The sequence below is a fragment of the Streptomyces sp. IBSNAI002 genome, from assembly GCF_052244475.1.
Lineage (GTDB): Bacteria > Actinomycetota > Actinomycetes > Streptomycetales > Streptomycetaceae > Streptomyces.
This window is the reverse complement of the sequence record NZ_JBQPXG010000002.1, coordinates 3,439,213-3,463,868: the sequence shown is the minus strand read 5'-3', so window position 1 is coordinate 3,463,868 and position 24,656 is coordinate 3,439,213. Positions and strand designations below refer to the sequence as shown.

Here is a 24,656-nt window from a genome sequence, read left to right as displayed (position 1 = left end):
TGAGGCCGCCGCACCCGGCTCAGATATACTCGGTGGCGAGCACGGCCTCGCCGCGCGAGAGCTGGGTCGCCGACAACGGCAGGCCGGCGCGTGCGGCGCGGTGCCGGTCGCGGGCGGCCTCCAGCGGTTCGCGGGCGATGACCTCGCCGGCCTTGACCAGCTGCGTCAGGAGCTGCCGGTCCGCCAGCGCGGCCGGCACCGGGCCGGTGCCGATGACCTCCGCCTCGGCGACGCCGTCCGCGTCGACCCGGCGGGCCGCCCACTTGCGGCCGCCGAGCGAGGTCTTGCCGCCCGTGGACTTCTTCGCCACCGGCGCCAGCGGCGCCTTGGGGTCCGCCGACGTCGCCCGCGCCACCAGCTTGTAGACCATCGAGCACGTCGGGTGCCCGCTGCCCGTCACCAGCTGGGTGCCCACCCCGTACGCGTCCACCGGCGCCGCCGCCAGCGAGGCGATGGCGTACTCGTCCAGGTCCGAGGTGACCACGATCCGGGTCTGCGTGGCCCCCAGCTCGTCCAGCTGCTGCCGCACCCGGTGCGCCACCAGCAGCAGGTCGCCGGAGTCGATGCGGACCGCGCCCAGCTCCGTGCCCGCGACCTCCACGGCCGTGCGCACCGCCTCCGCCACGTCGTAGGTGTCCACCAGCAGGGTCGTGTCCCGGCCCAGCGAGGCCACCTGGGCCGTGAAGGCGTCCCGCTCGCTGTCGTGCAGCAGGGTGAAGGCGTGGGCGCTCGTGCCGACCGTCGGGATGCCGTACCGGAATCCGGCCGCCAGGTCCGAGGTGGAGGTGAAGCCGCCCACGTACGCGGCGCGCGAGGCGGCCACGGCGGCCAGCTCGTGCGTGCGCCGGGCGCCCATCTCGATCAGCGGCCGCCCGCCGGCCGCCGAGGACATCCGGGAGGCCGCCGCGGCGATCGCCGAGTCGTGGTTCAGGATCGACAGGATCACGGTCTCCAGCAGCACGCACTCGGCGAAGCTGCCCTCGACGCGCAGGACCGGGGAGCCGGGGAAGTAGACCTCGCCCTCCGGGTAGCCCCAGATGTCGCCGGAGAAGCGGTACGAGGCCAGCCAGTCCAGGGTCCGCATGTCCACGACGGCCCGCTCGCGCAGGAAGTCCAGCACCGCGCCGTCGAAGCGGAAGTTCTCCACCGCGTCGAGCACCCGGCCGGTTCCGCCGACCACGCCGTAGCGGCGTCCTTCGGGCAGCCGGCGGGTGAACACCTCGAAGACCGAGCGGCGGTCGGCGGTGCCGTTCGCCAGGGCGGCCTGCAGCATCGTCAGCTCGTAATGGTCCGTGAAGAGCGCTGTCGACGGCACGTCCACCGGCAGGCCCAGGTCCGCAGGGTTCATGCCGGCGATGCTAGCGCACATTTCGTCAAAGTGACGAGATCTAGGACCCGTTTGTGCGACGGGCCCGTCACGATGGCAGCATGGGACAAGTGAGTGTTGCTCCCATTGAGATCGAACGCACCGAGTCGGCCGAAGAGACCTTCGCGGTCCCCGAACCCGACGTCCCCTGGGTGACCCTGGTGCACAACGACCCGGTCAACCTCATGAGCTACGTGGCGTACGTGTTCCAGGCGTACTTCGGCTACTCGAAGGACGTGGCGCACAAGCTGATGCTCGATGTCCACCACAAGGGGCGGGCGGTCGTGTCCAGCGGCAGCCGCGAGGAAATGGAGCGCGACGTGCAGGCCATGCACGGCTACGGCCTGTGGGCGACCCTCTCCCAGGACCGCAACTGATGGGCGGCACGTTCCAGTCCCTGAAGGGCGGCGGCGCCGCCATCGCGCTCGACGAGATCGAGATCTCCATCCTGCGCTCCCTCGCCGTCCAGCTGCTCGAACTGATCGGCCCCGGCGAGCCCGAGCCCGCCGAGGACGCCGACCCGCTGGCCGCGCTGTTCGCCGCCGACGGCCCCACCGAGCCCCCGGCGGACCCGGCGCTGGCCCGGCTCTTCCCCGACGCCTACGGCGGCCCGGGCGGCCCCGGCGCCGATGAGGACGCCGAGGAGCTGCGGGCCCGCTCCGCGGAGTTCCGCCGCTTCACCGAGAACGACCTGCGCACCCGCAAGCGCGAGGACGTCCTGGCCGTCGTGCACAGCCTGAACCGGCTCACCCCGGCCGGCGACGGCGCGGCGCTGCTCGAGCTGACCGGGGAGCTGCCGCTGCGCTGGCTCGGCGCGCTCAACGACCTGCGCCTGACCATCGCGGCCCGCCTCGACATCACCGAGGACGACGAGAGTGCCGTGCTGTTCCGGCTGCCGGACGACGATCCGCGCAAGCCGATGGTGATGGCGTACCTCTGGCTGGGCGGCCTCCAGGAGACGCTCATCGAAACCCTCTGACGACCCTCTGGGGACCCTCAAGGGCGTACGGCGTTCGCTCAGCGGACGCTCAAATCCGGATAACGATCAGATCACCGCGATGCGGTGGTCTGATCTGTTTCAGGATCTATGTCCTGAAATTGTGGTGTCCTGCGTCACATTTTTCGCCCTCGGGCACCCGTAAGCACGTGATAAATCTTCACGATCGCCGCCGGGACGCCACCCATGACCCGCGGCCTGCTTGAACCGGCTGACCGCCGGCGTGCAACTCCATCCGTATCCGGGGGGATCGAGGACCCGATCCGCAGCCATCAGAAGGCGCGGGTCGGCGTGGAGAAAGGCGCACCAGACATGACCTCTGTGCAGGTCGAGCAGCACGGCAAGACGCCCGGAGAGGGCACGCGGGGCGAGGGCGGCGAGGGCTACCACCGCACACTCGGCGCCCGCCAGATCCAGATGATCGCGATCGGCGGAGCCATCGGCACCGGCCTGTTCCTGGGCGCCGGCAAGGCGATCTCCAAAGCGGGTCCGAGCCTGATCCTGGCCTACGCCATCGCGGGCCTGGTCATCTTCTTCATCATGCGGGCCCTGGGCGAGCTGCTCATGTACCGCCCCGTCTCGGGCTCCTTCTCGGACTACGCCCGCGAGTTCCTGGGCCCCTTCTGGGGGTACGTGACCGGCTGGACGTACTGGCTCTTCTGGGTGGTCACCGGCATCACCGAGGTCACCGCCGCCGCGCAGTACATGTCGTACTGGACCCACGACAGCTTCCCGCAATGGGCGTACGCGCTGATCTTCACCGTCATCCTCTACGGCGCGAACCTGATCTCCGTGAAGCTCTTCGGTGAGCTCGAGTTCTGGTTCTCCATGGTCAAGGTCACCGCCATCGTCGGCATGATCCTGATCTGCGCCGGCATCCTCACCATCGGGTTCTCCGACGCGGGCGACACAGCGACCGTCAGCAACCTGTGGAACGACGGCGGCTTCTTCCCCAAGGGCATCGGCGGCACGCTGATGACCCTGCAGATCGTGATGTTCGCCTTCCTCGCCGTCGAGCTGGTCGGCGTCACCGCCGGCGAGTCCAAGGACCCCGAGAAGACCCTGCCCAAGGCCATCAACACCGTGCCGTGGCGCATCGCCGTCTTCTACGTCGGCGCGCTGATCATGATCCTGTCGGTCGTCCCGTGGACGCACTTCCAGCCCGGCGTCTCGCCCTTCGTCGCCGCCTTCGAGCGCATGGGCCTGGGCATCGGCGCCGCGATCGTCAACTTCGTCGTGCTGACCGCCGCCCTGTCCTCCTGCAACTCGGGCATGTACTCGACCGGCCGCATGCTGCGCGACCTCGCGCTCAACGGCCAGGGCCCGAAGTTCTTCACCAAGCTGACCAAGAGCGGCACCCCGCTGATCGGCACCACGTTCTCCGCCGCGCTGATGCTGGTGGGCGTCTGGATCAACTACGTCGCCCCGGGCAAGGCCTTCGACTACGTGGTCTCCTTCGCCACCATCTCCGGCATGTGGGCCTGGATCATGATCCTGGTCTGCCAGCTCCGCTACCGCGCCAAGGCCGACCGCGGCGAGCTGCCGCAGTCCTCCTTCCGCGCCCCCGGAGCCCCGTACACGAGCTGGTTCGCCCTGCTCTTCATCGGCATGGTCATCGTGATGATGGGCGCCGACAAGGACGCCCGCGTCTCCCTGTACTGCGCCCCGCTGTGGGGTCTGATCCTGGCCCTGGGCTACCTGTTCTCGCAGCGCCGCGGCCAGGACGGCGGCACCTCGGTGAAGGTCTCGCTGGACGTGGACGCCTGAGGCCACGGACCTCTGTCCACCATTCGGGCCCTCCCGTACCACTCCTCGGTACGGGAGGGCCCGTCTGCTTATCCTGTCGCTCATGCTGACCCTCACCCAGGACCTGTACGACCGGATCGTCGCGCACGCCCGCCGGGACCACCCGGACGAGGCGTGCGGCGTCGTGGCCGGACCGGCGGGCACCGGCCGGCCCGAGCGCTTCGTCCCGATGCTCAACGCGGCCCGCTCGCCCACGTTCTACGAGTTCGACTCGAAGGACCTCCTCAAGCTCTACCGCGAGCTGGACGACCGCGACGAGGACCCGGTGATCGTCTACCACTCGCACACCGCGACCGAGGCCTACCCGTCCCGCACGGACGTCACCTACGCGAACGAGCCCGGAGCGCACTACGTGGTCGTCTCGACGGCGGACACGGACGGCCTCGGGGAGTTCCAGTTCCGCTCGTACCGGATCGTCGACGGCGAGATCACCGAGGAAGAAGTGCAGGTCGTCGAGGCCTACTGACCCACCGGTGACCAGCATGTGAGCGCAATGCGTCCACGATGCGGGATCCCACTCCAAACGGGGGACCTGGAATCGTTAACATGACCGCATGGTTTCCCACGACGTGAGCATCGAGACGCCCGGCAGGCTGCTGCTCGTGGCGCGGCTGCACGTCGACCTGTGCCGCCTCGCCAGCGCGATCTGTCCCGCCGTCTGAGCACCAGAGCACCAGAGCCCCCTCGCGCGGGGGGCCACGAACCCGCGCGCCTTCACGTTCTCACGCCGTCACTCACGACTGGAGCCAGCCATGGCCATCGAGGTCCGCATCCCCACCATCCTCCGCACCTACACCGACGGCGAGAAGGCCGTGTCCGGTGAGGGCGCCACCCTCGCCGACCTCTTCTCCGACCTGGAGACCCGGCACAAGGGCATTGAGGAGCGCATCGTCGACGGAGGCCAGCTGCGCCGCTTCGTGAACGTCTACCTCAACGACGAGGACGTCCGCTTCCTCGACGGCATCTCCACCGGGCTCAAGGACGGCGACAGCGTCACCATCCTCCCGGCCGTGGCCGGCGGCGCTGTCTGATGCGTTACGACTCCCCGCTGGCCGCCGTGGGCAACACGCCGCTGGTCCGGCTGCCCCGGCTGTCGCCCTCGGAGGACGTCCGCATCTGGGCGAAGCTCGAGGACCGCAACCCCACCGGCTCGATCAAGGACCGCCCGGCGCTCCACATGGTCGAGCAGGCGGAGAAGGACGGACGGCTGTACCCCGGCTGCACGATCCTGGAGCCCACCTCGGGCAACACCGGGATCTCCCTGGCGATGGCGGCCAAGCTCAAGGGCTACCGCATCGTCTGCGTGATGCCGGAGAACACCTCGCAGGAGCGGCGCGACCTTCTGGCCATGTGGGGAGCCGAGATCATCTCGTCGCCGGCGGCGGGAGGATCCAACACCGCGGTGCGGGTCGCCAAGGAACTGGCGGCCGAGCACCCCGACTGGGTGATGCTCTACCAGTACGGAAACCCGGACAACGCGGGCGCCCACTACGCCACCACCGGCCCGGAGGTCCTCGCCGACCTCCCGTCCATCACCCACTTCGTGGCGGGCCTGGGCACGACCGGCACCCTGATGGGCGTCGGCCGCTACCTGCGCGAGAACGTGCCCGGGGTCAAGATCGTCGCAGCGGAGCCGCGCTACGACGACCTGGTGTACGGCCTGCGGAACCTGGACGAGGGATTCGTCCCGGAGCTCTACGACGCCTCCGTGCTCACCACGCGCTTCTCCGTGGGCTCGGCGGACGCCGTCACCCGGACCCGGGAACTCCTCCAGCTCGAGGGCATCTTCGCCGGCGTCTCCACGGGAGCCGCACTGCACGCGGCGATCGGCGTCGGCCGCAAGGCGGTGGCCGCGGGCGAATCGGCGGACATCGTGTTCGTCGTGGCCGACGGCGGCTGGAAGTACCTCTCGACGGGCGTCTACACGGCCGCGACCACGGAAGAGGCCATCGAGGTCCTCCAGGGCCAGCTCTGGGCGTAGCCCCCGGCCACCCCTCCTCGCGCGCCCCCGGCCCGCTCCCTCCACCGGGGGAGCGGGCCGCGGCGCATCCGGTCGTACGTCGCCCGAATGGCCCACGGAAGTCGCCGGGACGGCGGTACGGGCAGACGCTGAACGTGCCCGACCGACCCCACAGAGAGGGTGGTGGCCCGATGACGACCACTCCCAGCCCCGCAGCCCCCGGCACGTCCGGCAAACCCCCTCCCGCGGGGAGCGGATCCCCCTGGGCGGCGGGAGGCGTGCTGTTCGCCGCCGTCCTGATGATGATCAACGGCGTGTTCGCGATCTTCGAAGGGATCGCCGCGCTCGCCAAGGACGAGGTCCTGTTCCGGGTCCGCAACTACTCGTTCCAGTTCGACCTGACGTCCTGGGGCTGGATCCACCTGCTCCTGGGCATCGTCGTCCTGATCGTCGGCATCGCCATCCTCAAGGGCACGACATGGGGCCGGGCCGTCGGCATCGCCCTGACCGGCGTAATGATCATCCTGCACTTCCTGTGGCTGCCCTACCAGCCGTTCTGGTCCCTGATCGCCATCGCGATCGGGGTGTTCGTGATCTGGGCCCTGTGCACCGACCGCAGCCCCAGCGCCTTCTGACCCGCGAAGGCCCGCCGCGGGCCGGGGCGCCCACGGGGCGCCCCGGCCCGCCGCGCTCACCGCACTCACCCGGACCCGGCGCCCAGCAGCTCCGCGAGGACCGCCGCATGGCTCGAGGCCGGCTCCCGGACCGCCGTCAGGAGCGTCACGGGCCCCTCCGCCGCCAGCTCCCGCAGCCGCTCCAGCTCCGCCACCGCCGCCGGCTCCGCCAGCTCCGCCTCGTAGCGGCTCCGGAACTCACCGGGGCTGCCGCCGGCGTGGAACCACTTGCGCAGCTCCGCCGACGGAGTCACGGCCCGCGGCCAGGAGTCCACCGCCGCCGCCTCCTTCGACAGACCCCGCGGCCACAGCCGGTCCACGAGCACCCTCACCCCGTCCGCCCCCGGCTCCGGGGCGTCGTAGACCCGCCGCACCCGGATCACCGCCCGCCTCCCAGTCCCTTGACCTCGTCCCACACCACCGGATCCAGCACACCCACCCGCCTCCCGAACTCCCACAACGACACGTCCTCCGGCCGGTCGGCCTCCAGGAAACTCGTACGGCCCTGCGCCCCCACCGTCCCCGGCGGCAGCGGGATCACACCGGCCCGCCGGTCGTCGTATTTCCCGCTGATCCACGCGACCCGCGCCCGGTGCCCCCGTACCTGCCCGACCGCCAGCACCAGGCAGACCCGGCCGTCCGCCAAGTACCACAGCTCACCCGCCCGGGGCCTCGGCGGCGGCCCGGGACCGTGCGCGGGCCCGGGCCTGGCCCGGCGGGGGAGCCCCAGCCGCCTCCCGGCGACCAGCGCGACCAGTGCCACCACCGCCACGACCACGACCGCGGCCACCGCGGGCCACCAGGACGTGTCCATGTTTCGACCGTAGCCGTGCGGGAACGCCCCGGCATGGCAACGTGCGGCAACGCCCGTGCCCGCCGTCGCTCCCCCGGGTGACAGCACAGGTGATTCCCCCCACAACGGCCCGCCGTGGAGGAGCGACCGGTCGTTTCGCGCCTTACGCTCGACCCACGCACGGCCCGCATTCCGTCCACGGACCGTCCACGGAGGTTCACGCTCCATGAAGCTCACCGTCGTCGGCTGCTCGGGCTCGTTCCCGTCCGCGGAATCGGCCTGTTCGAGCTACCTCGTCGAGGCCGACGGCTTCCGGCTGCTCCTCGACATGGGCAACGGCGCCCTCGGCGATCTCCAGCGCTACATCGGCCTCTACGACCTCGACGCGATCTTCCTCAGCCATCTGCACGCCGATCACTGCATCGACATGTGCGCGTACTTCGTCGCCCGCTTCTACCGCCACGAGGGCGGCCGCTGCGGCACCATCCCCGTCTACGGCCCCGACGGCACCGAGAAGCGCCTGACCACCGCCTACGACGACGTCCCCGACGAACGCTCGATGAGCGAGGTCTTCGACTTCCGCACGCTGAAGTCCGGCACCTTCGAGATCGGCCCCTTCCAAGTCCGCACCGAACGGGTCAGTCACCCCGTCGAGTCGTACGGCATCCGCGTCGAGCACGGCGGCCGCTCGCTCACGTACTCCGGCGACACCGGGACCTGCCCCGAACTCGGCCTCCTCGCCGAAGGCGCCGACCTCTTCCTGTGCGAGGCCTCCTTCACGCACGGCAAGGAGGACATCCCCGGTCTCCACCTCAACGGCCGCGAGGCCGGACAGTACGCCCAGGGCGGCGGAGTCGGCCGGCTCGTCCTCACCCACATCCCGCCGTGGACGGACGCACAGCAGAACATCACCGACGCCCGCGAGGTCTACGACGGCCCCGTCGACCTCGCCCACCCGGGCGCCGTCTACGAGGTCTAGGGGGTGTCTGACGGATGCCCGCGGCGTCGGACATCCGTCAGACACCCCCTAGGCCGAGGCCGCGGGCCGCGCCTGCCGGCCGCCGAGGGCCATCCGGACCCAGGTGTGCCGGCGGCCGCGGATCGCCACCGAGTACGCGTACATCACCTCCGGATCGCACATGCCCGGCAGGTACGAGTCCCCGAAGTGGTGCGCGTCGAAGCCCGCCTCCTTGGCACCCAGCGCCAGCTGCGGCACCACGTTCGCGTGGGAGCCCTCCTGGCTGGTGCCGATGGCTCCCATCGCGATCGCCCCCGCGTCCTGCACCGCGGCCACCGCCTCCGCGGCCAGCTCCCGCGTCACCCCGGGCAGCGTCCCCGGCAGCGGCATGACCACCCCGTCCGCGCCCGCGTCCACCAGCGCCGTCAGCCGCGCCGTGGTGACCCGCTCCGGATGCCCGGCGTGGTGCATCTTCCCCGACCACAGGGCCGCGTCGGCGCCCAGCCCGCCGCGCAGCTCCTCGGTGACCCGCGCCATGGCCTCGTACGAGCCGCCCGTGCCCGGGTTCGCCGTGATGCACAGCATCGCCGCGCCCATGTCGATCAGGCGCTTGGCGTACTCCGGCTTCGCGCGCCGGATCTCCGGTACGTCGCCGGGCTCCAGGTTCACTCCGACCGGCCGCCCGATCACCCGGGCCAGCTCGGTGAACGAGGCGAACTCGCCCAGCCCGGGCAGCCGCAGCCGCTCGCCGTCCCAGGCCCGCTCGATGAGGTTCAGTACGACGATGTCCGCGCCGAAGGCGGCCACGAGCTCGGCGTTGTGCACGCCGCGGCCGTCCGGGTGCGGGGAGAGCGCGGCGCGCTCGGCGAAGACCTCGGCGACCATGGTCCGCCCCTCGGCGGCGGCCACCGCCCGGGTCAGGGCGCGGCCGCGCAGGGCGGCGAGCTGATCGCGATCGAGGTCGAGGATGCGCTGTTCTGTCATGGTTTCCACGGTATGCAGCGCGGACAGGCCGAAGCCCCCGCCTTTCGGAAGGAAAGGCGGGGGCTTCGGACCCTTTACGGCGCGTGCGCGCAGGCTTACTTCGCCTCGGCCTTCGCCAGCTCGGCGAGCTCCTCGTCGGACTCGCGGCCCGGGGTGGGGAGGTTGAACTTCGTGATCGCGAAGCGGAAGACGAAGTAGTAGACCACCGCGAAGCAGAGGCCGACGCCGGCCAGGCCCCACGGGTTGTTCGCGATGCCCAGGTTCAGCAGGAAGTCGACCGCGCCGGCGGAGAAGCCGAAGCCGTCCTTCATGCCGAGTGCCCAGGTCAGCGCCATGGAGACACCGGTGAGGACCGCGTGGATCGCGTAGAGCACCGGGGCGATGAACATGAAGGTGAACTCGATCGGCTCGGTCACACCGGTGACGAACGCGGTGAGCGCGAGGGAGAACATCATGCCGCCGACGACCTTGCGGCGCTCGGGGCGGGCGCAGTGCACGATCGCGAGGCAGGCCGCCGGGAGGGCGAACATCATGATCGGGAAGAAGCCGGTCATGAACTGTCCGGCGCTCGGGTCACCGGCGAGGAAGCGGGCGATGTCGCCGTGGACGGGGCCGTTGGCGCCCTCGAAGGAACCGGCCTGGAACCACGGGAAGGAGTTCAGCAGGTGGTGCATGCCGATCGGGATCAGCGCACGGTTGGCGACACCGAAGATGCCCGCGCCCACGGAGCCGGAACCGACCAGCCACTCACCGAAGTTGTGCAGACCCGTGCCGAGGACCGGCCAGATGAGGCCGAAGACGATACCGGTGACCAGACCCGCGAGGGCCGAGAGGATCGGGACGAGGCGGCGGCCGCCGAAGAAGCCCGCCCAGTCCGGCAGCTTGGTCCGGTAGAACTTCTGGTAGAGCAGGGCCGTGATGACACCCATCACGACACCGCCGAGCACACCGGCGTTGACCGCGGCGTCCACCATGACGATCTTGCCGCCGACCACCTTGGCGACCTGAGGCAGGTTGCTGTCGGTGAAGGTGGCGAGCACCTTCTGGAAGACCAGGTAACCGGTGACGGCCGCCAGCGCGGTCGAGCCGTCCGACTTCTTGGCGAAGCCGATCGCGATGCCGACGGCGAAGAGCAGCGCCATGTTGTCGAGGATCGCGCCACCACCGGCGGCCATGTATCCGGCGATCTTGAGGATGAACGTCGGGAAGACGTCCTTGTCGCCGAGCATGTCGTCCGCGCCCAGGCGGAGCAGGAGCGCGCCGGCAGGCAGCACTGCAACGGGGAGCATGAGGCTCCGGCCGATGCGCTGCATGACGGCCATCACGCCAGCGCCCTTCTTCTTTTCAGCCGCGGGGGCGGCAGCCGTGGACACAACTTCCTCCAGTGGGCAAGGCGCCGCCAGAGGAGAACCGGGGACGGCGACGTCTCAGAAAGGGGGGTACGCGGGCCAGACAGGCCCGCGTGGTCTACACCAATAGGTGGTGTAGACCAGTTGTAACACGGTGAGGGATAGATAAGGAACCTTCGATTTCCTGTGGTCTACACCACACGTGGACGTGACCGGCCCCGCACCGGCCCCACATCGGGCCCACCGGCCCTCCGGACATGGCCAAGGCCCCCGGATCCGCAGATCCGAGGGCCTCGAAACAGGGCCGAAAGACCCGGCCCGCGCGGGCCGGTGACGACCGCTACGCCTTGGTGTTCTCCTTCTGCATCTCCTCGATCTCCTCGTCCGACTCCCTGCCGGGCGTCTTGATGTCGAACTTCGTGATCGCGAAACGGAACACCGCGTAGTAGACGACCGCGAAGCACAGGCCGATCGGGATGATCAGCCACGGCTTCGTCGCCAGGTTCCAGTTGATGAGGTAGTCGATCAGACCCGCCGAGAAGCTGAAGCCGTCGTGCACCCCCAGCGCCCACGTCACCGCCATCGACACACCCGTCAGCACCGCGTGCACCGCGTACAGCGCCGGCGCCACGAACAGGAAGGAGTACTCCAGCGGTTCGGTGATGCCCGTGACGAACGAGGTCAGGCCCACCGACAGCATCAGGCCGCCGACCTCCTTGCGGCGCAGTGGCTTCGCGCAGTGTGTGATCGCCAGCGCCGCCGCCGGAAGCGCGAACATCATGATCGGGAAGAAGCCGGACAGGAACAGGCCCGCATTCGGGTCGCCGTTCAGGAACATGTTGATGTCGCCGTGGACCGTCTCGCCCTCCGGCGTCGTGTACGAGCCGAACTGGAACCAGATCGGCACGTTCAGGAACTGGTGCAGACCGATGACCAGCAGCGCCCGGTTCGCCACGCCGAAGATGCCCGCGCCCCACGAGCCCAGCCCGATCAGCCAGTCGGAGAAGCTCTCCAGTGCGTCACCGACCGGCGGCCAGATCCACAGGCACAGCGCCGCGAAGGCGATGGCGACGAAGGACATGATGATCGGGACGAGCCGGCGTCCGTTGAAGAAGCCCAGCCAGTCGACCAGCTTCACCCGGTGGTAGCGCTGCCAGAACCAGGCCGCCAGCAGGCCCATGATGATGCCGCCGAAGACCCCCGGGTTCTGGTAGGTGAATCCGGTGAAGGTGTCGTTCGGCCCCAGGCAGCCGCCGCCGATGTTCTTCGTCCCCTCGGGGCAGGTCTTGGGGAAGGCGTGCAGCACCCCGCGGTAGACGAGGAAGCCGGCGACGGCGGCCAGGGCCGTGGAGCCGTCCGCCTTCTTGGCCATGCCGATCGCGACGCCGATGCAGAACAGGATCGGCAGGCCGAGGTCGGGGTCCAGCAGGGCCCCGCCCGCACCCGCCATCACCTTGGCCACGTCCGTCCAGTTCAGGCCGTCCTTGCCGAAGACGTCTTCCTGGCCGAGGCGGTTCAGGATGCCCGCCGCGGGCAGTACCGCGATCGGCAGCTGCAGGCTGCGTCCCATCTTCTGCAGCCCCTGGAACAAGACGCTCCGCCACTGGCTTCGCGGCTTGGCTGCGGCGCTGTTCGCGCTCATCGGCGTCCTCCCTGGCCGGCCCCGTTTTGGCAGTCGCAACGCGTGCGGCACACTGGTGTAGACCAGTTGCGGGCAGGTTGCTGCTGATCGTCATCATTCGGCAGATACCGGTCATGTGCTCGCGTAGCTGGGCCAACCGTGCGTTACCGTGACAAAGCGGACCGTGTGGGCAGTTGCCCGCGTGCCGGACGCCGAGACTCGTTCTTCGTAACTCCCCCGGACTCCGTCCGGGGGGACCCCCAAGGAGAAACACATGGCCACCAAGGCTGAGAAGATCGTCGCCGGGCTCGGCGGTATCGACAACATCGAAGAAGTCGAAGGCTGCATCACCCGCCTGCGCACCGAGGTCCACGACGCGAGCCTGGTCGACGAGGCCGCCCTCAAGGCCGCCGGCGCCCACGGCGTCGTCAAGATGGGCACCGCCATCCAGGTCGTCATCGGCACCGACGCCGACCCGATCGCCGGCGAGATCGAAGACATGATGTGAGCTGAGCCCACCCGCTCGGCCACCCGCCAAGGACCCCGTCCCGGACCCCTCCGGACGGGGTCCTCGCGCTGCTCCACAGGGGCTAGGCTCGGGGCCATGTCTCGCATCGACGGCCGTACGCCCGAACAGCTCCGCCCGGTCACCATCGAACGCGGATGGAGCAAGCACGCCGAGGGCTCCGTCCTCATCTCCTTCGGAGACACCAAGGTCTTCTGCACCGCCTCCTTCACCGAAGGCGTCCCGCGCTGGCGCAAGGGCAGCGGCGAAGGCTGGGTCACCTCCGAGTACTCGATGCTGCCCCGCTCCACCAACACCCGCGGCGACCGCGAGTCCGTCCGCGGCAAGATCGGCGGCCGCACCCACGAGATCTCCCGCCTGATCGGCCGCTCGCTGCGCGCCGTCATCGACTACAAGGCCCTCGGCGAGAACACCATCGTCCTGGACTGCGACGTCCTCCAGGCCGACGGCGGCACCCGCACCGCCGCGATCACCGGCGCCTACGTCGCCCTCGCCGACGCCGTCGCCTGGGGCCAGCAGAAGAAGCTGATCAAGGCCGGCCGCAAGCCCCTCACCGGCACCGTCGCCGCCGTCAGCGTCGGCATCGTCGACGGCGTCCCGCTCCTCGACCTCTGCTACGAGGAGGACGTGCGCGCCGAGACCGACATGAACGTCGTCTGCACCGGTGACGGCCGCTTCGTCGAGGTCCAGGGCACCGCCGAGGGCGAGCCCTTCGACCGCAAGGAACTCAACGCCCTCCTGGACCTGGCGGCCGGCGGCTGCGCGGACCTCGAAGCCATCCAGCTGGGCGCGCTCGAACTGTAAGCGGCAACCGCGGCGCGCGGATTCGCGTCCGTCCTGGTACGGGCGCACGGTGTCACAGCCGTGCGCCCGTCCACGTATCCGACCCCTGGGGACCTGATGAAGCAGACGATGAAGCCGAAGCACCGCGTCGCCGCCCTGGCGCTGGCCGCCGCGCTGGCCATACCCGCCCTGTCCTCCTGCGACGCGATCTCCACGGCCATGGACTGCGCGAACACCGCGGTGGCCATCACGGACGGCGCGAACGACCTCCAGCAGGCGGTCTCCCAGGCCGGCAACAGCCCGCAGGACGCCCAGAACGCCCTCAACCAGATCGAGGACAACCTCAAGAAGATCGGCGACCAGACGGACAACGCCGACCTGAGCAAGGCCATCGGCTCGATGAACACCGCGGTGAAGAACGTCCGCGACGCCATCCAGAACGGCGACGCCACCCCGGACATCCAGCCGGTCGCGGACGCCGCGAGCGAGATCTCCAAGGTCTGCACCCCGGGCTGACGCACCGGCGGGGCGCGGGCGGCGGGACCGAGGGCGGCGGGACCGCGCGCGTCGCGGGCAGGCCATAATCGGTGACCATGACCCGCCTGATCCTCGCGACCCGCAACGCGGGCAAGATCTCCGAACTCCACGCCATCCTGTCCGACGGCGGCCTGCCGCACGAGCTGGTCGGCGCGGACGCGTACCCCGAGGTCCCGGACGTCAAGGAAACCGGCGTCACCTTCGCCGAGAACGCCCTCCTCAAGGCCCACGCCCTCGCCCGGGCCACCGGCCTGCCGGCCGTCGCCGACGACTCCGGCCTGTGCGTGGACGTCCTGAACGGCACCCCCGGCATCTTCTCGGCCCGCTGGGCCGGCACCCACGGCGACGACGCCGCGAACCTCGCGCTCCTGCTGGCCCAGCTCGGCGACATCGCCGACGAGCACCGCGGCGCCCACTTCTTCTGCGCGGCGGCCCTGGCCCTGCCGGACGGCACCGAACGCGTCGTCGAGGGCCGCCTCCTGGGCACCCTCCGCCACACCCCGTCGGGCACGGGCGGCTTCGGTTACGACCCGGTCCTCCAGCCCCTCGGCGAAACCCGCACCTGCGCGGAACTCACCCCGGCGGAAAAGAACGCCATCTCCCACCGGGGCCAGGCTTTCCGGGCCCTGGTTCCGGCGGTGAGGGAACTCCTGGGCTGAGCGGGTACGCCGAGGGTCCCGCACGCGTTGCGTGCGGGACCCTCGGCGTTGACGTGCGGTTGGGGGGACTCGAACCCCCACGGGTTTTACCCCACTTGGACCTAAACCAAGCGTGACTGCCAATTCCACCACAACCGCGACATATAGCCCAATTCGGACATTGCGCCTGGTTGGACTGTCGTCAGTCTACGGGGCGCCCGCGGGGGGCCGCAGGCTTGGGCGGCGATTGCGGCACCGCGTGTCCGTCAAGGAGTGGCAGTTGGGGCATAGGTAGCGGAGGTTCTCAGGGCGGTTGTCGAGCCAATCCCCACTGACGTGGTCGATCTGGAGCGTCAGCGGCTGTCCGAGCCAGTGTCCCTGGTTGCCGCAGCCTCCGCAGAGGTACGGGATTCCGATCTCCTGCAGCGCCCGGTGCAGGCGTGCGCGGTTGGTCCGGGGGGATCCTTCGGGAAGTCTGACGAGGGTGTCCGCTGCAGTGGCCCTGGCCGGCGCCGGCCTGTCGGATGCCCAGGCGCGCCGCCGGAAGTGGGTGACGTCGAGTCCGAGTTGCGCGACGCGACGCCGGACGCGACGGTGGTTCACGTCATTGACGGCGAGGCCGAGGGCGCGCATGAGGTCCGCGTAGCTCATGGCCGTCGGGACGGCAGCGCGCAGGGCCTCCTCCGGAACGGCCGACCGGGTGTTGCGGAAGTGGGTGGTGTCGATGCCCCGCTCCTTCAGCATCCTTGCGAGTGCGGAACGGGACCGGCCGTCATCAGGTAAGCCCAGAGCGCGAGCCGTGCCGCGGATGCTGTGGGAGGAGCCCGCGGCCATGGCCAGCTCTTCGGTGCTGAAGGGCAGTTCGATGCCGCTGCGCTGCATGCCGCGGAAGCGGCTCGTGTCTATGCCCGCAGCCACCATCCGGCGGGCGATATGGGACAGGGCGCCGGTGGCAGGGGGGATTCCCAGTTTGACGGCTACCTCGCGGACCGTGGTCGAGGAAGCGGCCGCGGCGGCTATGGCCTCGTCCGGGTACTTGCGCCACGGACTGCGCCTTGCGAAGTGGCTGCTACTGATTCCGAGCGAAGCGACCCTTTCCTGCAGTACGCGGCGTTGGCCGCCGCTCTCCTTGAGCCGAGCCTCCGCATCAGGTCGGCCCAGCCGTTGGATTCGGCGACGGATCTGGCCAGTCTGTCGCGGTTGTACGGATCGACCACGGTCTGCTCCCCTTGCCTCCGGCCGTGTGTGCGGCCCTCGTACGGAGTAACGGGCCGGTGGTCGGGCGGTCACGGCCCGCCTCGTCCGATAAGCGGAGCGGCCCGCACCGGGTGGGTGCGGGCCGCCGACGGAGGGTGGGGAGGGGCGGGTCAGATGCCCAGGTCCTTGATGATCTTGGCTACGTGGCCCGTGGCCTTGACGTTGTAGAAGGCGTGCTCGACCTTGCCGTCCTCGTCCACGACCACCGTCGAGCGGATGACCCCCGTCACCGTCTTGCCGTACAGCTTCTTCTCGCCGTACGCGCCGTAGGCGGTCAGGGTCTCCTTCTCCGGGTCGCCGACCAGCGTGACCTTCAAGTGCTCCTTCTCGCGGAACTTCGCCAGCTTCTCCGGCTTGTCCGGGGATACGCCGATGACGTCGTAGCCGGCCGTGGCCAGCACGTCCAGGTTGTCCGTGAAGTCGCAGGCCTGCTTCGTGCAGCCCGGCGTCAGCGCGGCCGGGTAGAAGTAGACGATCACCTTGCGGCCCTTGTGGGCGGCCAGCGAGACCTCGTTACCGTCCGCATCGGGCAGGGTGAAGGCGGGGGCGGTGTCGCCCGGCTGAAGTCGCTCGCTCATGTCGGCAGTCTCCTCAAGAGGGGATCGGTACGTGCACGAGACTAAGCTGACAGACTGTTCATGGCGGACTACGCCCCCACAGGACCACGACGACGGAGGCAGCGCGGTGCCGGAAGCCAGGACCCCCGCACAGATCGAGGCGGACATCGTCCGCCGCCGCGAGCAGCTCGCCGAGACGCTCGACGAGATCGGCGTGCGCATGCACCCGAAGACGATCATCGGGGACGCGAAGGCCAGGGTCGCCTCCACGGTCGACCACACCGCCGGGCGCGCCTTCGTCGCGGTGAACCGCCTCGTGACGGACGTGCGGGACGGTCTGCGCCACGACGACGGGGCCCCGCGCGTGGGCCGGATCGTGCCCGTCGCGCTGCTCGCGGCCGGTGTGGTCGGGCTGCTGGTGGTCTCGGCCCGGCGCAAGCGCTGATGACCCGAGCGCCGATGACCCTGCGCTGCGCGGGCCGGGCGGCGGCAGGTAGGTTCGTGGCGTGAGCGAGAACACCACCCACGACAAGCTGCCCATCCGGATGCTGCACGACCGCGTGCTCGTGAAGTCCGATCTGCCGGAGGGCGAGCGCCGCTCGGGCGGCGGCATCCTCATCCCGGCGACGGCCGCGGTGGGCAAGCGGCTGGCCTGGGCGGAGGTGGTCGCGGTCGGGCAGAACGTGCGGAGCGTGGAGCCCGGCGACCGGGTGCTGTACGACCCCGAGGACCGGGCCGAGGTCGAGGTCCGGGGTGCGACGTACGTGCTCATGCGCGAGCGGGATCTGCACGCGGTGGCCGCCGAGCGGCTCGAGGGATCGAAGGACTCCACCGGGCTGTACCTCTGACCCCCTTGCTCCGAAGACTGCCGTGAAGGGCTGGTGGCCCGGGTCACCAGCCCTTTCGCCGTCTTTTGCTACGGTGGAGGGGAACCCGACGAGACGCGCCGTACCGGGTACGACAAGACGACGCACCCCGTATCGCTCGATGTCTCGGAGGTGCCGTCATGGCATGGGTTCTGCTTCTCCTCGCCGGTCTGCTCGAGGTCGGCTGGTCGATCGGCATGAAGTTCACCGAGGGATTCACCCGGCTGTGGCCCAGCGTGTTCACGGGCGCCGGGATCGTCGCCAGCATGGTGCTGCTGTCGTACGCGGCGAAGACCCTGCCCATCGGTACCGCGTACGGCGTGTGGGTGGGCATCGGCGCCGCCGGTGCGGCCGTGCTCGGTATGGCGGTGCTGGGTGAGCCCGTCACCGCAGCCCGGATCTTCTTCATCTGTCTGCTGCTGGTCGCCGTCGTGGGGCTGAAGGCGACCTCCGGCCACTAGGCCGCCGGGCTGGGCCGCCGGGCCCCGCAGGGTCATTCGAGGAAGGCCGACGGGGGGCGCAGCCCTCCCACCGCGCCCGCGTCGGCGCCCTGGGCCGCGCCCTGGCTGCCGCCCTGTGTGGTGCCCGCCTGGGTGCCCGCGGAGGTGCCGCCCTGGTTGCCCTGGGTGGTGCCTCCGTTGTTCTGGCCCCCTTGGGTCTGCCCGCCGTTGTTCTGCCCGCCGTTGTTCTGGCCGCCCTGGTTCTGGCCCCCGTTGTTCTGGCCGCCCTGGTTCTGTCCGCCCGTCGGGTTCGGCGGGGTCGGGCGGGTGGGGCGGCCGGGCGGGGTCGGGGTGCGTTCGCCCGGCTCGGTCTCCTCCGGCGGTTCCGATTCGAAGGCCGGCGGCGGCGGGGGCTGGGCCGCGCCCGGCTGGAGTTCCAGGTCGAAGTCGACGGGGTCGGTGCCTTCCAGGGCGGTCTTCGTGTAGGCGGCCCAGATCCGGGCCGGGTAGCCGCCTCCGCCGATACGGGCTTCCCCGAGGGCTCCGTACAGCGACTGGAGGGCGCCGGTGTCCGGGTCCTGGCCCATCATCGCGACGACCGTGACCAGGTCCGGGGTGTAGGCGGCGAACCAGGCCGAGCGGTCGAGTTCGCCGGTGCCGGTCTTGCACGCGGCCGGGTGGCCGGCCGCGAGGGCGGCCGTGCCGGTGCCGTTGTCGACGACGCTGACGAGCATCGAGCTGGTGGTGTCGGCGGCCTCCCGGGTGACCGCCTGGGTGCCGGCGCGGTCGGGCAGGGCGACGGTGTCGTCGTCCTTGGCGATCTTCTCCAGGAAGGTGTAGGGGGTGCGCCGGCCGTGGTCCGCGAGGGTGGCGTACGCCTGGGTCATGTCCAGGACGCTGGCTTGCATGGTGCCCAGTGCCATGGCGGGGCCGGGGTCGAAGTTGGGGGTGTTCTCGGGGATCCCGAGGGCGACGGCCGTCTCCTTGACCTTGAGGGTGCCGACGTCGACGGCCATCTGTGCGTAGACGGCGTTCACGGAGAGGTCGGTGGCGGTGTTGACGGTGATGTTCCCGTAGCTGACCTGGCCCTCGTTCTCGGGGGCGAAGCGGATCCGGCCGCCGACGACGGGGCGTTTGTTGTCGCCGTTGTAGATGGTGTTGGGGGTGATGCGGCGGCCGTCCTGGGTGCGGGAGTCGTTCTCGACGGCGGCGGCGAAGACGAACGGTTTGAAGGTGGAGGCGACCTGGTAGTCGTGCCGGGTCGCGTTGTTGACGTACTGCTTGGTGTAGTCGATGCCGCCGTACAGGGCGACGACCTTGCCGGTGGCCGGGTCGATGGAGACCGCGCCGGCCCGCACCACGCGGTCGGCCTTGCGCTTCTCCGGGTCGAGTTTGGAGACCATCTGGTCGTCGACGGCTTCGACGAGGTCGTTCTGGCGGCGCTTGTCGATGGTGGTGGTGATGCGGTAGCCGCCCTCGGCGAGGGTCTTGTCGTCGAGGATCTTGTTCTCGGTGATGTAGTCCTTGATCGCCTCGACGAGGTATCCGCGCTGGCCGGAGAGGCCGGCGGCGGCGCGGACCTTGCCCGGTTCGGGGAACTGGGTCGTGGCGCGTTCGGCGGCCGGCAGCCAGTCCTTCTTGACCATGCCGTCGAGTACGTAGTTCCAGCGGGCGAGGGCGCGGGGGCGGCCCTGGGGGTGCGAGACGACGTCGAAGGCGCTGGGGGAGTTGAGGAGGGTGGCCAGGTAGGCGCCTTCGGCGGTGGTGAGCGTGCCGACGTCCTTGCCGTAGTAGGCCTGGGATGCGGCCTGGATGCCGTAGGCGTTGCGGCCGAAGTAGCTGGTGTTCAGGTACCCCTCGAGGATGTAGTCCTTCGACTTCTCGCGACCGAGTTTGATCGCGATGAAGAACTCCTTGGCCTTCCGTGTGATCGTCTGTTCCTGACCCAAGTAGTAGTTCTTGACGTACTGCTGAGTGATCGTCGAACCCGACTGTGTGCCCTTGCCGGTCGCGGTGTTCCACGCGGCGCGGAGCATCGCCTTCGGGTCGACCGCCCGTTCGGAGTAGAAGTCCCGGTCCTCGGCGGCCAGTACGGCCTGCTGGACGGTCCGCGGGACCTGTGACAGCGGGACGTTGACGCGGTTGACCTCGCCGTCGCGGGCGAGCGGGGAGCCGTCGGAGTAGAGGTAGACGTTCGACTGGGCGGTCGCGGCGGCGTTGGCCGGCGGGATGTCCACCAGCAGGTAACCCGCGACCAGGGCGCCGCCGAGCAGCAGCGCGAGCAGCAGGACGCCGCCCAGCAGCATGCGCCAGGTCGGCAAGAGGCGTCGCCAGCCGGTCCGTTTGCGCCGGGGCTTCTTGCCGGGCCTGCCTGGCTTCCCCGGTTTCCCGGGTCCGGCGGGCCCGGTGGAACCGGCGGGGTGGCCGGGATCACCGGCCTGCGGGTGCTGCCGTCCGTCGGGCGTGTCCGGGTCGCGAGGGGTCCAGCCCGGGGGTGGTGACTGGTCGCTCATCTCCAGGACTCCTCGACGCCGTGCGAAATATCCACTTCTGTACCTCATGGTGTCTACCCGATTGGCCGCCGATTCCGCTCCGGACGGGGGTAAATCGGTCGCGTGGCTCGCCCCTCCGCACTAAGCTCGCGCGCTTTGGCCGACGTAGGAACGACCTGGGAAAGCGAGGGATACGGTGCGTCAGCGAGTGCGCCTCTACCTGGCCGTCGCGGCAGGCGGGTTCCGGCGCTACGCGAGCTACGGGACCGCGACCGCCGCCGGGGTGTTCACCAACACCGTGTTCGGTTTCATCCTCGCCTACACGTACATGGCCTTGTGGGACGAGCGGCCCGGACTCGGCGGCTACGACCAGGCACAGGCCCTGACCTTCGTATGGGTGAGCCAGTCGCTGCTCGCCGCCGCGGCGCTGATCGGGGGCGGGTTCCAGGAGACGTTCCAGGAGCGCGTCCGTACGGGTGACATCGCCGTCGACCTGTACCGGCCGGCGGACCTCCAGATGTGGTGGCTCGCGGCCGACCTGGGGCGGGCCGCCTTCCAGTTGGTGGGGCGCGGGGCGGTCCCGCTGGTGGCCGGGGCGCTGGCCTTCCGGCTGGCGCTGCCCGCCGACCCGGCGCGCTGGCTGCTGTTCCTGGTCTCGGTCTCGCTGGGGCTGGTGGTGAGCTTCGCGCTGCGCTACCTGCTGGGGCTGGCCGCGTTCTGGCTGATGGACGGGGCCGGGATCAACCTGATGGCGCAGGTCGTCGCCATCTCCTTCTCCGGCGTGCTGCTGCCGCTGACCGTGTTCCCGGGCGGTTTCGGGGAGTTGGTGCGGATCCTGCCGTGGGCGGCGATGCTCCAGGTGCCGATGGACGTGCTGCTGGGGCAGCACTCCGGGGCCGGCAACGCCGTGCGGGCACTGGGGTTCCAGGCGGGGTGGGCGTGCGTACTACTGGGATCGGGACGGCTGTTGCAGTCGGCGGCGACGCGGAAGGTGGTGGTCCAAGGTGGCTGAGGCGGTGCTGGAGCGGGGCCCGGAGCGCGAGCCGGAGCCGGGCCGCGAGGCGCGGCCGGAGCGGGGGTCCGGGGCCGTGCAGGGGCCGCGGCGCGGCCGGGTGCGGGAGGGGCTGCGCGGCTACCGGCTGATCGTCGAGATGTGGATCCGGTCGACGATGACGTACCGGGCGTCCTTCCTCCTCGCGCTGTTCGGGAACGCGGCCATCCAGCTGCTCGACTTCGTCGCGATCTGGATCATGTTCCAGCACGTGGACGCGCTGGGCGGCTTCTCGCTGCCCGAGATCGCCCTGCTGTACGGGTCCTGCTCGGCCTCGCTGGGCCTGGCCGACCTGCTGCTCGGCAACACCGACCGGATCGGGCTCCGCGTCCGCGACGGCTCGCTCGACACCATGCTGGTGCGGCCGGTCCCGCTGCTCGCGCAGGTCGCGGCGGACCGGTTCGCGCTGCGGCGGCTCGGGCGGACCGTGCAGGGGCTGGTGGTGCTGGGCTGGGCGGTGTCGGTCCTGCCGGTGGACTGGTCGGCCGGGAAGGTGCTGCTGGTGCCGCTCATGATCGTGGCCGGGGCGGCGATCTTCGGGGCGGTGATGGTGGCCGGGGCGGCGTTCCAGTTCTGGGCCGGGGACGCGGCGGAGGTGCAGAACTCCTTCACGTACGGCGGGAACACGATGCTCCAGTACCCGCCGACGATCTTCGCGAAGGACCTGCTGCGCGGGGTGACCTTCATCGTCCCGCTGGCCTTCGTCAACTGGCTGCCGGCGCTGTACGTGCTGGGGCGGCCCGATCCGCTCGGCCTCCCGGGGTGGGTCGCGTTCCTGAGCCCGCTGGTGGCCTTCGTGATGTTCCTGCCCGCGTCGCTGGCGTGGCGCGCGGGAGTCCGTTCGTACCGAAGCACGGGGAGCTAGCTGTGGCTGTGTCGGATGCGCTGATCTCGCTGGACGGGGTCGAGAAGGTCTTCGACGTACGGCGCCGGGTGGGCCTGATGCGCCGTGAGAAACGCCAGGTCAGGGCGGTGGACGGGATCAGCTTCGAGGTGGCGCGGGGCGAGATGCTCGGCTACATCGGGCCCAACGGCGCAGGCAAGTCGACCACGATCAAGATGCTGACCGGGATCCTGACCCCGAGCGGCGGCCGGCTGCGGGTCGCGGGCATCGACCCGGCGCGGGAGCGGATGCGGCTCGCCCACCGGATCGGGGTGGTGTTCGGGCAGCGCACGACGCTGTGGTGGGACCTGCCGCTGAAGGACTCGTACGGCCTGATGCGGCGGCTGTACCGGATCCCGCGGGCGCGGTACGAGGAGAACCTGGAGCGCTGCGTGGACCGGCTGGACCTGGCCGAGCTGCTGGAGGTCCCCGTACGGCAGCTGTCGCTGGGGCAGCGGATGCGCGGGGACATCGCGGCGGCGCTGCTGCACGATCCGGACGTGCTGTACCTGGACGAGCCGACGATCGGGCTCGACGTGGTGAGCAAGGCCAAGGTGCGGGGCTTCCTGCGGCAGCTGAACGCGGAGCTGGGCACGACGGTGCTGCTGACCACGCACGACCTCCAGGACATCGAGCAGCTGTGCGAGCGGGTGATGGTCATCGACCACGGGCGGCTGATGTACGACGGGCCGCTGGCCGGGCTGCACGCGGCGGGGTCGGCGGGGGAGAGCGAGCGGACGCTGGTGGTCGACCTGGAGCGGGAGCTCGGGCCGATCGAGGTGGCGGGCGCGCGGGTGGTGAAGGTGGACGGGCCGCGGCAGTGGCTGGCGTTCCCGGCGGGGGCTTCGGCCGCGCCGCTGGTCGCGGCGGTGGCGGCGCGGTATCCGCTGTCGGACCTGTCGGTGCGGGAGCCGGACATCGAGGACGTGATCGCGCGGATGTACGCGGGCCGGGGGTAAATCAGGGGCATCCCGGAGACCGGCAGGGGTTGAAGCCGTACAACTCCCCGGATTCCCTGCATAGGCTGGTCCGCATGAGTGACGAGCGGCCGTTGCCGGAGCTGAGGGCGTCGGATGCCGACCGGGACCGGGTGCTGGAGCGTCTGCGCGACGCCGTCGCCGAGGGCCGGCTCGACATGGAGGAATTCGAGGAGCGGCTGGAGGCGGCGTACAAGTCGCGCACGTACGCGGAACTTGAACCGCTGACGCGCGACCTGCCGTCGGCGGGGGCGCCGGCCCCCCTGCCGGCACCGTTCGCGGCCCCGGGGGCCTCGGGGGCGTCCTGGCCGGCGCGGATCGGGGGCCGGGCGTCGTCCGCGACCGGGATCGCGGTCATGTCGGCGTTCCAGCGCAAGGGCGCGTGGACGGTGCCGGCCCGCTTCGACGCGGTGGCGTTCTGGGGCGGCGGGGAACTGGACCTGCGCGAGGCCAATTTCGCGGAGCGCGAGGTGGTGATCAACTGCATCGCGATCATGGGCGGCATCGAGATCACCGTGCCGCCGGGGGTGGAGGTCGAGGTCCGGGGCTTCGGCCTGATGGGCGCGTTCGACCAACGCGACACCCCGGGCCCGCCGGAACCGGGCGCGCCACGCGTGGTCGTCACGGGCCTGGCCTTCTGGGGCGGCGTGGAGGTCAAGGTCAAGCCCCCGAAGAACCCCCCGAGGGGCCCGTCACTGGAAAAGCGCCTGTAGCCCGGGGGCCCTCCGCCGCGCCCCCACCCCACGCCCGGGCTCCGGAGGAGGCTGCGCGGAACGCGTGGTGGAGGGGAGGGGCCGCGTGGGGGTGTCCCCGCAGGACGAGCGCGCAACGGGGGCTGATGGCGTCCGAACAGGCTTGGTGCGCGAGCCGGGGAGACACCCCGCAGGGGCGCCGCGGACCGCCCGGCCCCGCCGGCCCCGCCCGGGCCGCCCGCGCCCGGGCTTCGGAGGAGGTTCCGGGGAACGCGTGGTGGAGGGGAGGGGCCGCGTGGGGGTGTCCCCGCAGGACGAGCGCGCAACGGGGGCTGATGGCGTCCGAACAGGCTTGGTGCGCGAGCCGAGGAGACACCCCGCAGGGGCGCCGCGGACCGCCCGGCCCCGCCCGGGCCGCCCGCGCCAAGCCCTGGCCGAGCACCGGCGCA

Annotated in this window: 29 protein-coding genes, 1 tRNA gene and 1 riboswitch; of the genes, 20 read left to right on the top strand and 10 right to left on the bottom strand. The window is 70.6% G+C overall.

Features of this window, described 5'->3' with window-relative positions:
- Nucleotides 1–19 precede the first annotated feature (19 nt).
- Complete coding sequence (locus tag ACTVZO_RS16830) at nt 20–1,348, bottom strand: nicotinate phosphoribosyltransferase (protein WP_443299162.1); 1,329 nt, start codon at nt 1,346–1,348, stop codon at nt 20–22.
- Nucleotides 1,349–1,428: 80 nt separating this feature from the next.
- Here ACTVZO_RS16830 and clpS point away from each other — a divergent pair, with 80 nt between their 5' ends.
- The 8 genes from clpS (at nt 1,429) to ACTVZO_RS16790 (ending at nt 6,764) form a co-directional block, all read left to right on the top strand.
- Nucleotides 1,429–1,743, top strand: a complete 315-nt coding sequence (gene clpS / locus ACTVZO_RS16825) for an ATP-dependent Clp protease adapter ClpS (protein ID WP_361750857.1) — start codon at nt 1,429–1,431, stop codon at nt 1,741–1,743.
- Nucleotides 1,743–2,345 (top strand): DUF2017 domain-containing protein, encoded by a 603-nt coding sequence (locus ACTVZO_RS16820; RefSeq protein ID WP_443299161.1) that lies wholly within the window; start codon nt 1,743–1,745, stop codon nt 2,343–2,345. The genes clpS and ACTVZO_RS16820 overlap by 1 nt, the downstream gene beginning before the upstream one ends.
- Nucleotides 2,346–2,675: 330 nt before the next feature.
- Nucleotides 2,676–4,130: an amino acid permease gene (locus ACTVZO_RS16815; protein WP_443299160.1), complete on the top strand. Its 1,455-nt coding sequence runs from the start codon at nt 2,676–2,678 to the stop codon at nt 4,128–4,130.
- An 82-nt stretch (nt 4,131–4,212) separates the two neighbouring features.
- Nucleotides 4,213–4,635: a Mov34/MPN/PAD-1 family protein gene (locus ACTVZO_RS16810; RefSeq protein WP_443299159.1), complete on the top strand. Its 423-nt coding sequence runs from the start codon at nt 4,213–4,215 to the stop codon at nt 4,633–4,635.
- A gap of 88 nt (nt 4,636–4,723) precedes the next feature.
- On the top strand, nt 4,724–4,831 hold the full coding sequence (locus ACTVZO_RS16805; RefSeq protein WP_312847437.1) for a putative leader peptide: 108 nt from the start codon (nt 4,724–4,726) through the stop codon (nt 4,829–4,831).
- Nucleotides 4,832–4,921: 90 nt separating this feature from the next.
- The gene (locus tag ACTVZO_RS16800) at nt 4,922–5,200 is read left to right on the top strand and encodes a MoaD/ThiS family protein (protein WP_443299158.1); all 279 of its coding nucleotides are present in this window, start codon (nt 4,922–4,924) and stop codon (nt 5,198–5,200) included.
- Nucleotides 5,200–6,150 (top strand): PLP-dependent cysteine synthase family protein, encoded by a 951-nt coding sequence (locus ACTVZO_RS16795; protein WP_443299157.1) that lies wholly within the window; start codon nt 5,200–5,202, stop codon nt 6,148–6,150. Before ACTVZO_RS16800 ends, ACTVZO_RS16795 begins: the two co-directional genes overlap by 1 nt.
- Before the next feature lie 170 nt (nt 6,151–6,320).
- The gene (locus ACTVZO_RS16790; RefSeq protein WP_443299156.1) at nt 6,321–6,764 is read left to right on the top strand and encodes a DUF7144 family membrane protein; all 444 of its coding nucleotides are present in this window, start codon (nt 6,321–6,323) and stop codon (nt 6,762–6,764) included.
- Nucleotides 6,765–6,829: 65 nt separating this feature from the next.
- Here ACTVZO_RS16790 and ACTVZO_RS16785 read toward each other — a convergent pair whose 3' ends face one another.
- The gene (locus ACTVZO_RS16785) at nt 6,830–7,186 is read right to left on the bottom strand and encodes a DUF488 domain-containing protein (protein WP_443299155.1); all 357 of its coding nucleotides are present in this window, start codon (nt 7,184–7,186) and stop codon (nt 6,830–6,832) included.
- Nucleotides 7,183–7,617 carry a hypothetical protein gene (locus tag ACTVZO_RS16780; RefSeq protein ID WP_443299154.1) on the bottom strand — a complete coding sequence of 145 codons (435 nt, stop codon included), beginning with the start codon at nt 7,615–7,617 and terminating at the stop codon, nt 7,183–7,185. The genes ACTVZO_RS16785 and ACTVZO_RS16780 overlap by 4 nt, the downstream gene beginning before the upstream one ends.
- A gap of 205 nt (nt 7,618–7,822) precedes the next feature.
- Here ACTVZO_RS16780 and ACTVZO_RS16775 point away from each other — a divergent pair, with 205 nt between their 5' ends.
- Entirely contained in the window at nt 7,823–8,575 is a 753-nt protein-coding gene (locus ACTVZO_RS16775) for an MBL fold metallo-hydrolase (protein WP_443299153.1), read from the top strand.
- Nucleotides 8,576–8,623: 48 nt separating this feature from the next.
- Here ACTVZO_RS16775 and ACTVZO_RS16770 read toward each other — a convergent pair whose 3' ends face one another.
- The 3 genes from ACTVZO_RS16770 to ACTVZO_RS16760 form a co-directional block, all read right to left on the bottom strand.
- Nucleotides 8,624–9,538 (bottom strand): DUF7916 family protein, encoded by a 915-nt coding sequence (locus tag ACTVZO_RS16770; RefSeq protein ID WP_443299152.1) that lies wholly within the window; start codon nt 9,536–9,538, stop codon nt 8,624–8,626.
- A 95-nt stretch (nt 9,539–9,633) separates the two neighbouring features.
- Nucleotides 9,634–10,860: a PTS transporter subunit EIIC gene (locus ACTVZO_RS16765; RefSeq protein ID WP_443303195.1), complete on the bottom strand. Its 1,227-nt coding sequence runs from the start codon at nt 10,858–10,860 to the stop codon at nt 9,634–9,636.
- A 367-nt stretch (nt 10,861–11,227) separates the two neighbouring features.
- Nucleotides 11,228–12,529 carry a PTS transporter subunit EIIC gene (locus ACTVZO_RS16760; protein WP_443299151.1) on the bottom strand — a complete coding sequence of 434 codons (1,302 nt, stop codon included), beginning with the start codon at nt 12,527–12,529 and terminating at the stop codon, nt 11,228–11,230.
- Between the two features lie 253 nt (nt 12,530–12,782).
- Between ACTVZO_RS16760 and ACTVZO_RS16755 the strand changes: the two genes are divergently transcribed.
- From ACTVZO_RS16755 to rdgB, 4 genes are all read left to right on the top strand, one after another.
- The gene (locus ACTVZO_RS16755) at nt 12,783–13,016 is read left to right on the top strand and encodes a glucose PTS transporter subunit EIIB (RefSeq protein ID WP_069920430.1); all 234 of its coding nucleotides are present in this window, start codon (nt 12,783–12,785) and stop codon (nt 13,014–13,016) included.
- Nucleotides 13,017–13,112: 96 nt separating this feature from the next.
- Nucleotides 13,113–13,838, top strand: coding sequence for a ribonuclease PH (rph, locus tag ACTVZO_RS16750; RefSeq protein ID WP_030717976.1), 726 nt, complete (start codon nt 13,113–13,115; stop codon nt 13,836–13,838).
- 96 nt (nt 13,839–13,934) lie between these two features.
- Nucleotides 13,935–14,333, top strand: a complete 399-nt coding sequence (locus ACTVZO_RS16745) for a hypothetical protein (protein WP_443299150.1) — start codon at nt 13,935–13,937, stop codon at nt 14,331–14,333.
- A 77-nt stretch (nt 14,334–14,410) separates the two neighbouring features.
- Nucleotides 14,411–15,013: an RdgB/HAM1 family non-canonical purine NTP pyrophosphatase gene (gene rdgB, locus ACTVZO_RS16740; protein ID WP_443299149.1), complete on the top strand. Its 603-nt coding sequence runs from the start codon at nt 14,411–14,413 to the stop codon at nt 15,011–15,013.
- Nucleotides 15,014–15,067: 54 nt separating this feature from the next.
- Here rdgB and ACTVZO_RS16735 read toward each other — a convergent pair.
- The 3 genes from ACTVZO_RS16735 to bcp all read right to left on the bottom strand — a co-directional run bounded on the left by ACTVZO_RS16735 (nt 15,068) and on the right by bcp (nt 16,827).
- Nucleotides 15,068–15,151 (bottom strand) — tRNA-Leu (locus tag ACTVZO_RS16735).
- A 48-nt stretch (nt 15,152–15,199) separates the two neighbouring features.
- Nucleotides 15,200–15,913: an HNH endonuclease signature motif containing protein gene (locus ACTVZO_RS16730; protein ID WP_443299148.1), complete on the bottom strand. Its 714-nt coding sequence runs from the start codon at nt 15,911–15,913 to the stop codon at nt 15,200–15,202.
- Between the two features lie 446 nt (nt 15,914–16,359).
- Complete coding sequence (bcp, locus tag ACTVZO_RS16725; protein ID WP_443299147.1) at nt 16,360–16,827, bottom strand: thioredoxin-dependent thiol peroxidase; 468 nt, start codon at nt 16,825–16,827, stop codon at nt 16,360–16,362.
- A gap of 106 nt (nt 16,828–16,933) precedes the next feature.
- Between bcp and ACTVZO_RS16720 the strand changes: the two genes are divergently transcribed.
- The 3 genes from ACTVZO_RS16720 to ACTVZO_RS16710 all read left to right on the top strand — a co-directional run bounded on the left by ACTVZO_RS16720 (nt 16,934) and on the right by ACTVZO_RS16710 (nt 18,133).
- Entirely contained in the window at nt 16,934–17,251 is a 318-nt protein-coding gene (locus ACTVZO_RS16720; protein ID WP_362297359.1) for a DUF3618 domain-containing protein, read from the top strand.
- Nucleotides 17,252–17,312: 61 nt separating this feature from the next.
- A complete protein-coding gene (locus tag ACTVZO_RS16715; RefSeq protein WP_030239046.1) occupies nt 17,313–17,654 on the top strand; it encodes a GroES family chaperonin in 342 nt (113 codons plus the stop codon).
- Between the two features lie 57 nt (nt 17,655–17,711).
- Nucleotides 17,712–17,781, top strand: a riboswitch (guanidine-III (ykkC-III) riboswitch).
- Nucleotides 17,782–17,812: 31 nt separating this feature from the next.
- Nucleotides 17,813–18,133, top strand: a complete 321-nt coding sequence (locus tag ACTVZO_RS16710; RefSeq protein WP_030026576.1) for a DMT family transporter — start codon at nt 17,813–17,815, stop codon at nt 18,131–18,133.
- Between the two features lie 32 nt (nt 18,134–18,165).
- Here the strand turns inward: ACTVZO_RS16710 and ACTVZO_RS16705 are convergent, their stop codons facing one another.
- Nucleotides 18,166–20,625, bottom strand: a complete 2,460-nt coding sequence (locus ACTVZO_RS16705; RefSeq protein WP_443299146.1) for a transglycosylase domain-containing protein — start codon at nt 20,623–20,625, stop codon at nt 18,166–18,168.
- A 187-nt stretch (nt 20,626–20,812) separates the two neighbouring features.
- Between ACTVZO_RS16705 and ACTVZO_RS16700 the strand changes: the two genes are divergently transcribed.
- The 4 genes from ACTVZO_RS16700 to ACTVZO_RS16685 all read left to right on the top strand — a co-directional run bounded on the left by ACTVZO_RS16700 (nt 20,813) and on the right by ACTVZO_RS16685 (nt 24,228).
- On the top strand, nt 20,813–21,616 hold the full coding sequence (locus tag ACTVZO_RS16700; protein ID WP_443303194.1) for an ABC transporter permease: 804 nt from the start codon (nt 20,813–20,815) through the stop codon (nt 21,614–21,616).
- Nucleotides 21,609–22,520, top strand: coding sequence for an ABC transporter permease (locus ACTVZO_RS16695; RefSeq protein WP_443299145.1), 912 nt, complete (start codon nt 21,609–21,611; stop codon nt 22,518–22,520). Before ACTVZO_RS16700 ends, ACTVZO_RS16695 begins: the two co-directional genes overlap by 8 nt.
- A 2-nt stretch (nt 22,521–22,522) precedes the next feature.
- A complete protein-coding gene (locus tag ACTVZO_RS16690; protein WP_443299144.1) occupies nt 22,523–23,497 on the top strand; it encodes an ABC transporter ATP-binding protein in 975 nt (324 codons plus the stop codon).
- Between the two features lie 74 nt (nt 23,498–23,571).
- Nucleotides 23,572–24,228 carry a DUF1707 SHOCT-like domain-containing protein gene (locus ACTVZO_RS16685; protein ID WP_443299143.1) on the top strand — a complete coding sequence of 219 codons (657 nt, stop codon included), beginning with the start codon at nt 23,572–23,574 and terminating at the stop codon, nt 24,226–24,228.
- Nucleotides 24,229–24,656 lie beyond the last annotated feature (428 nt).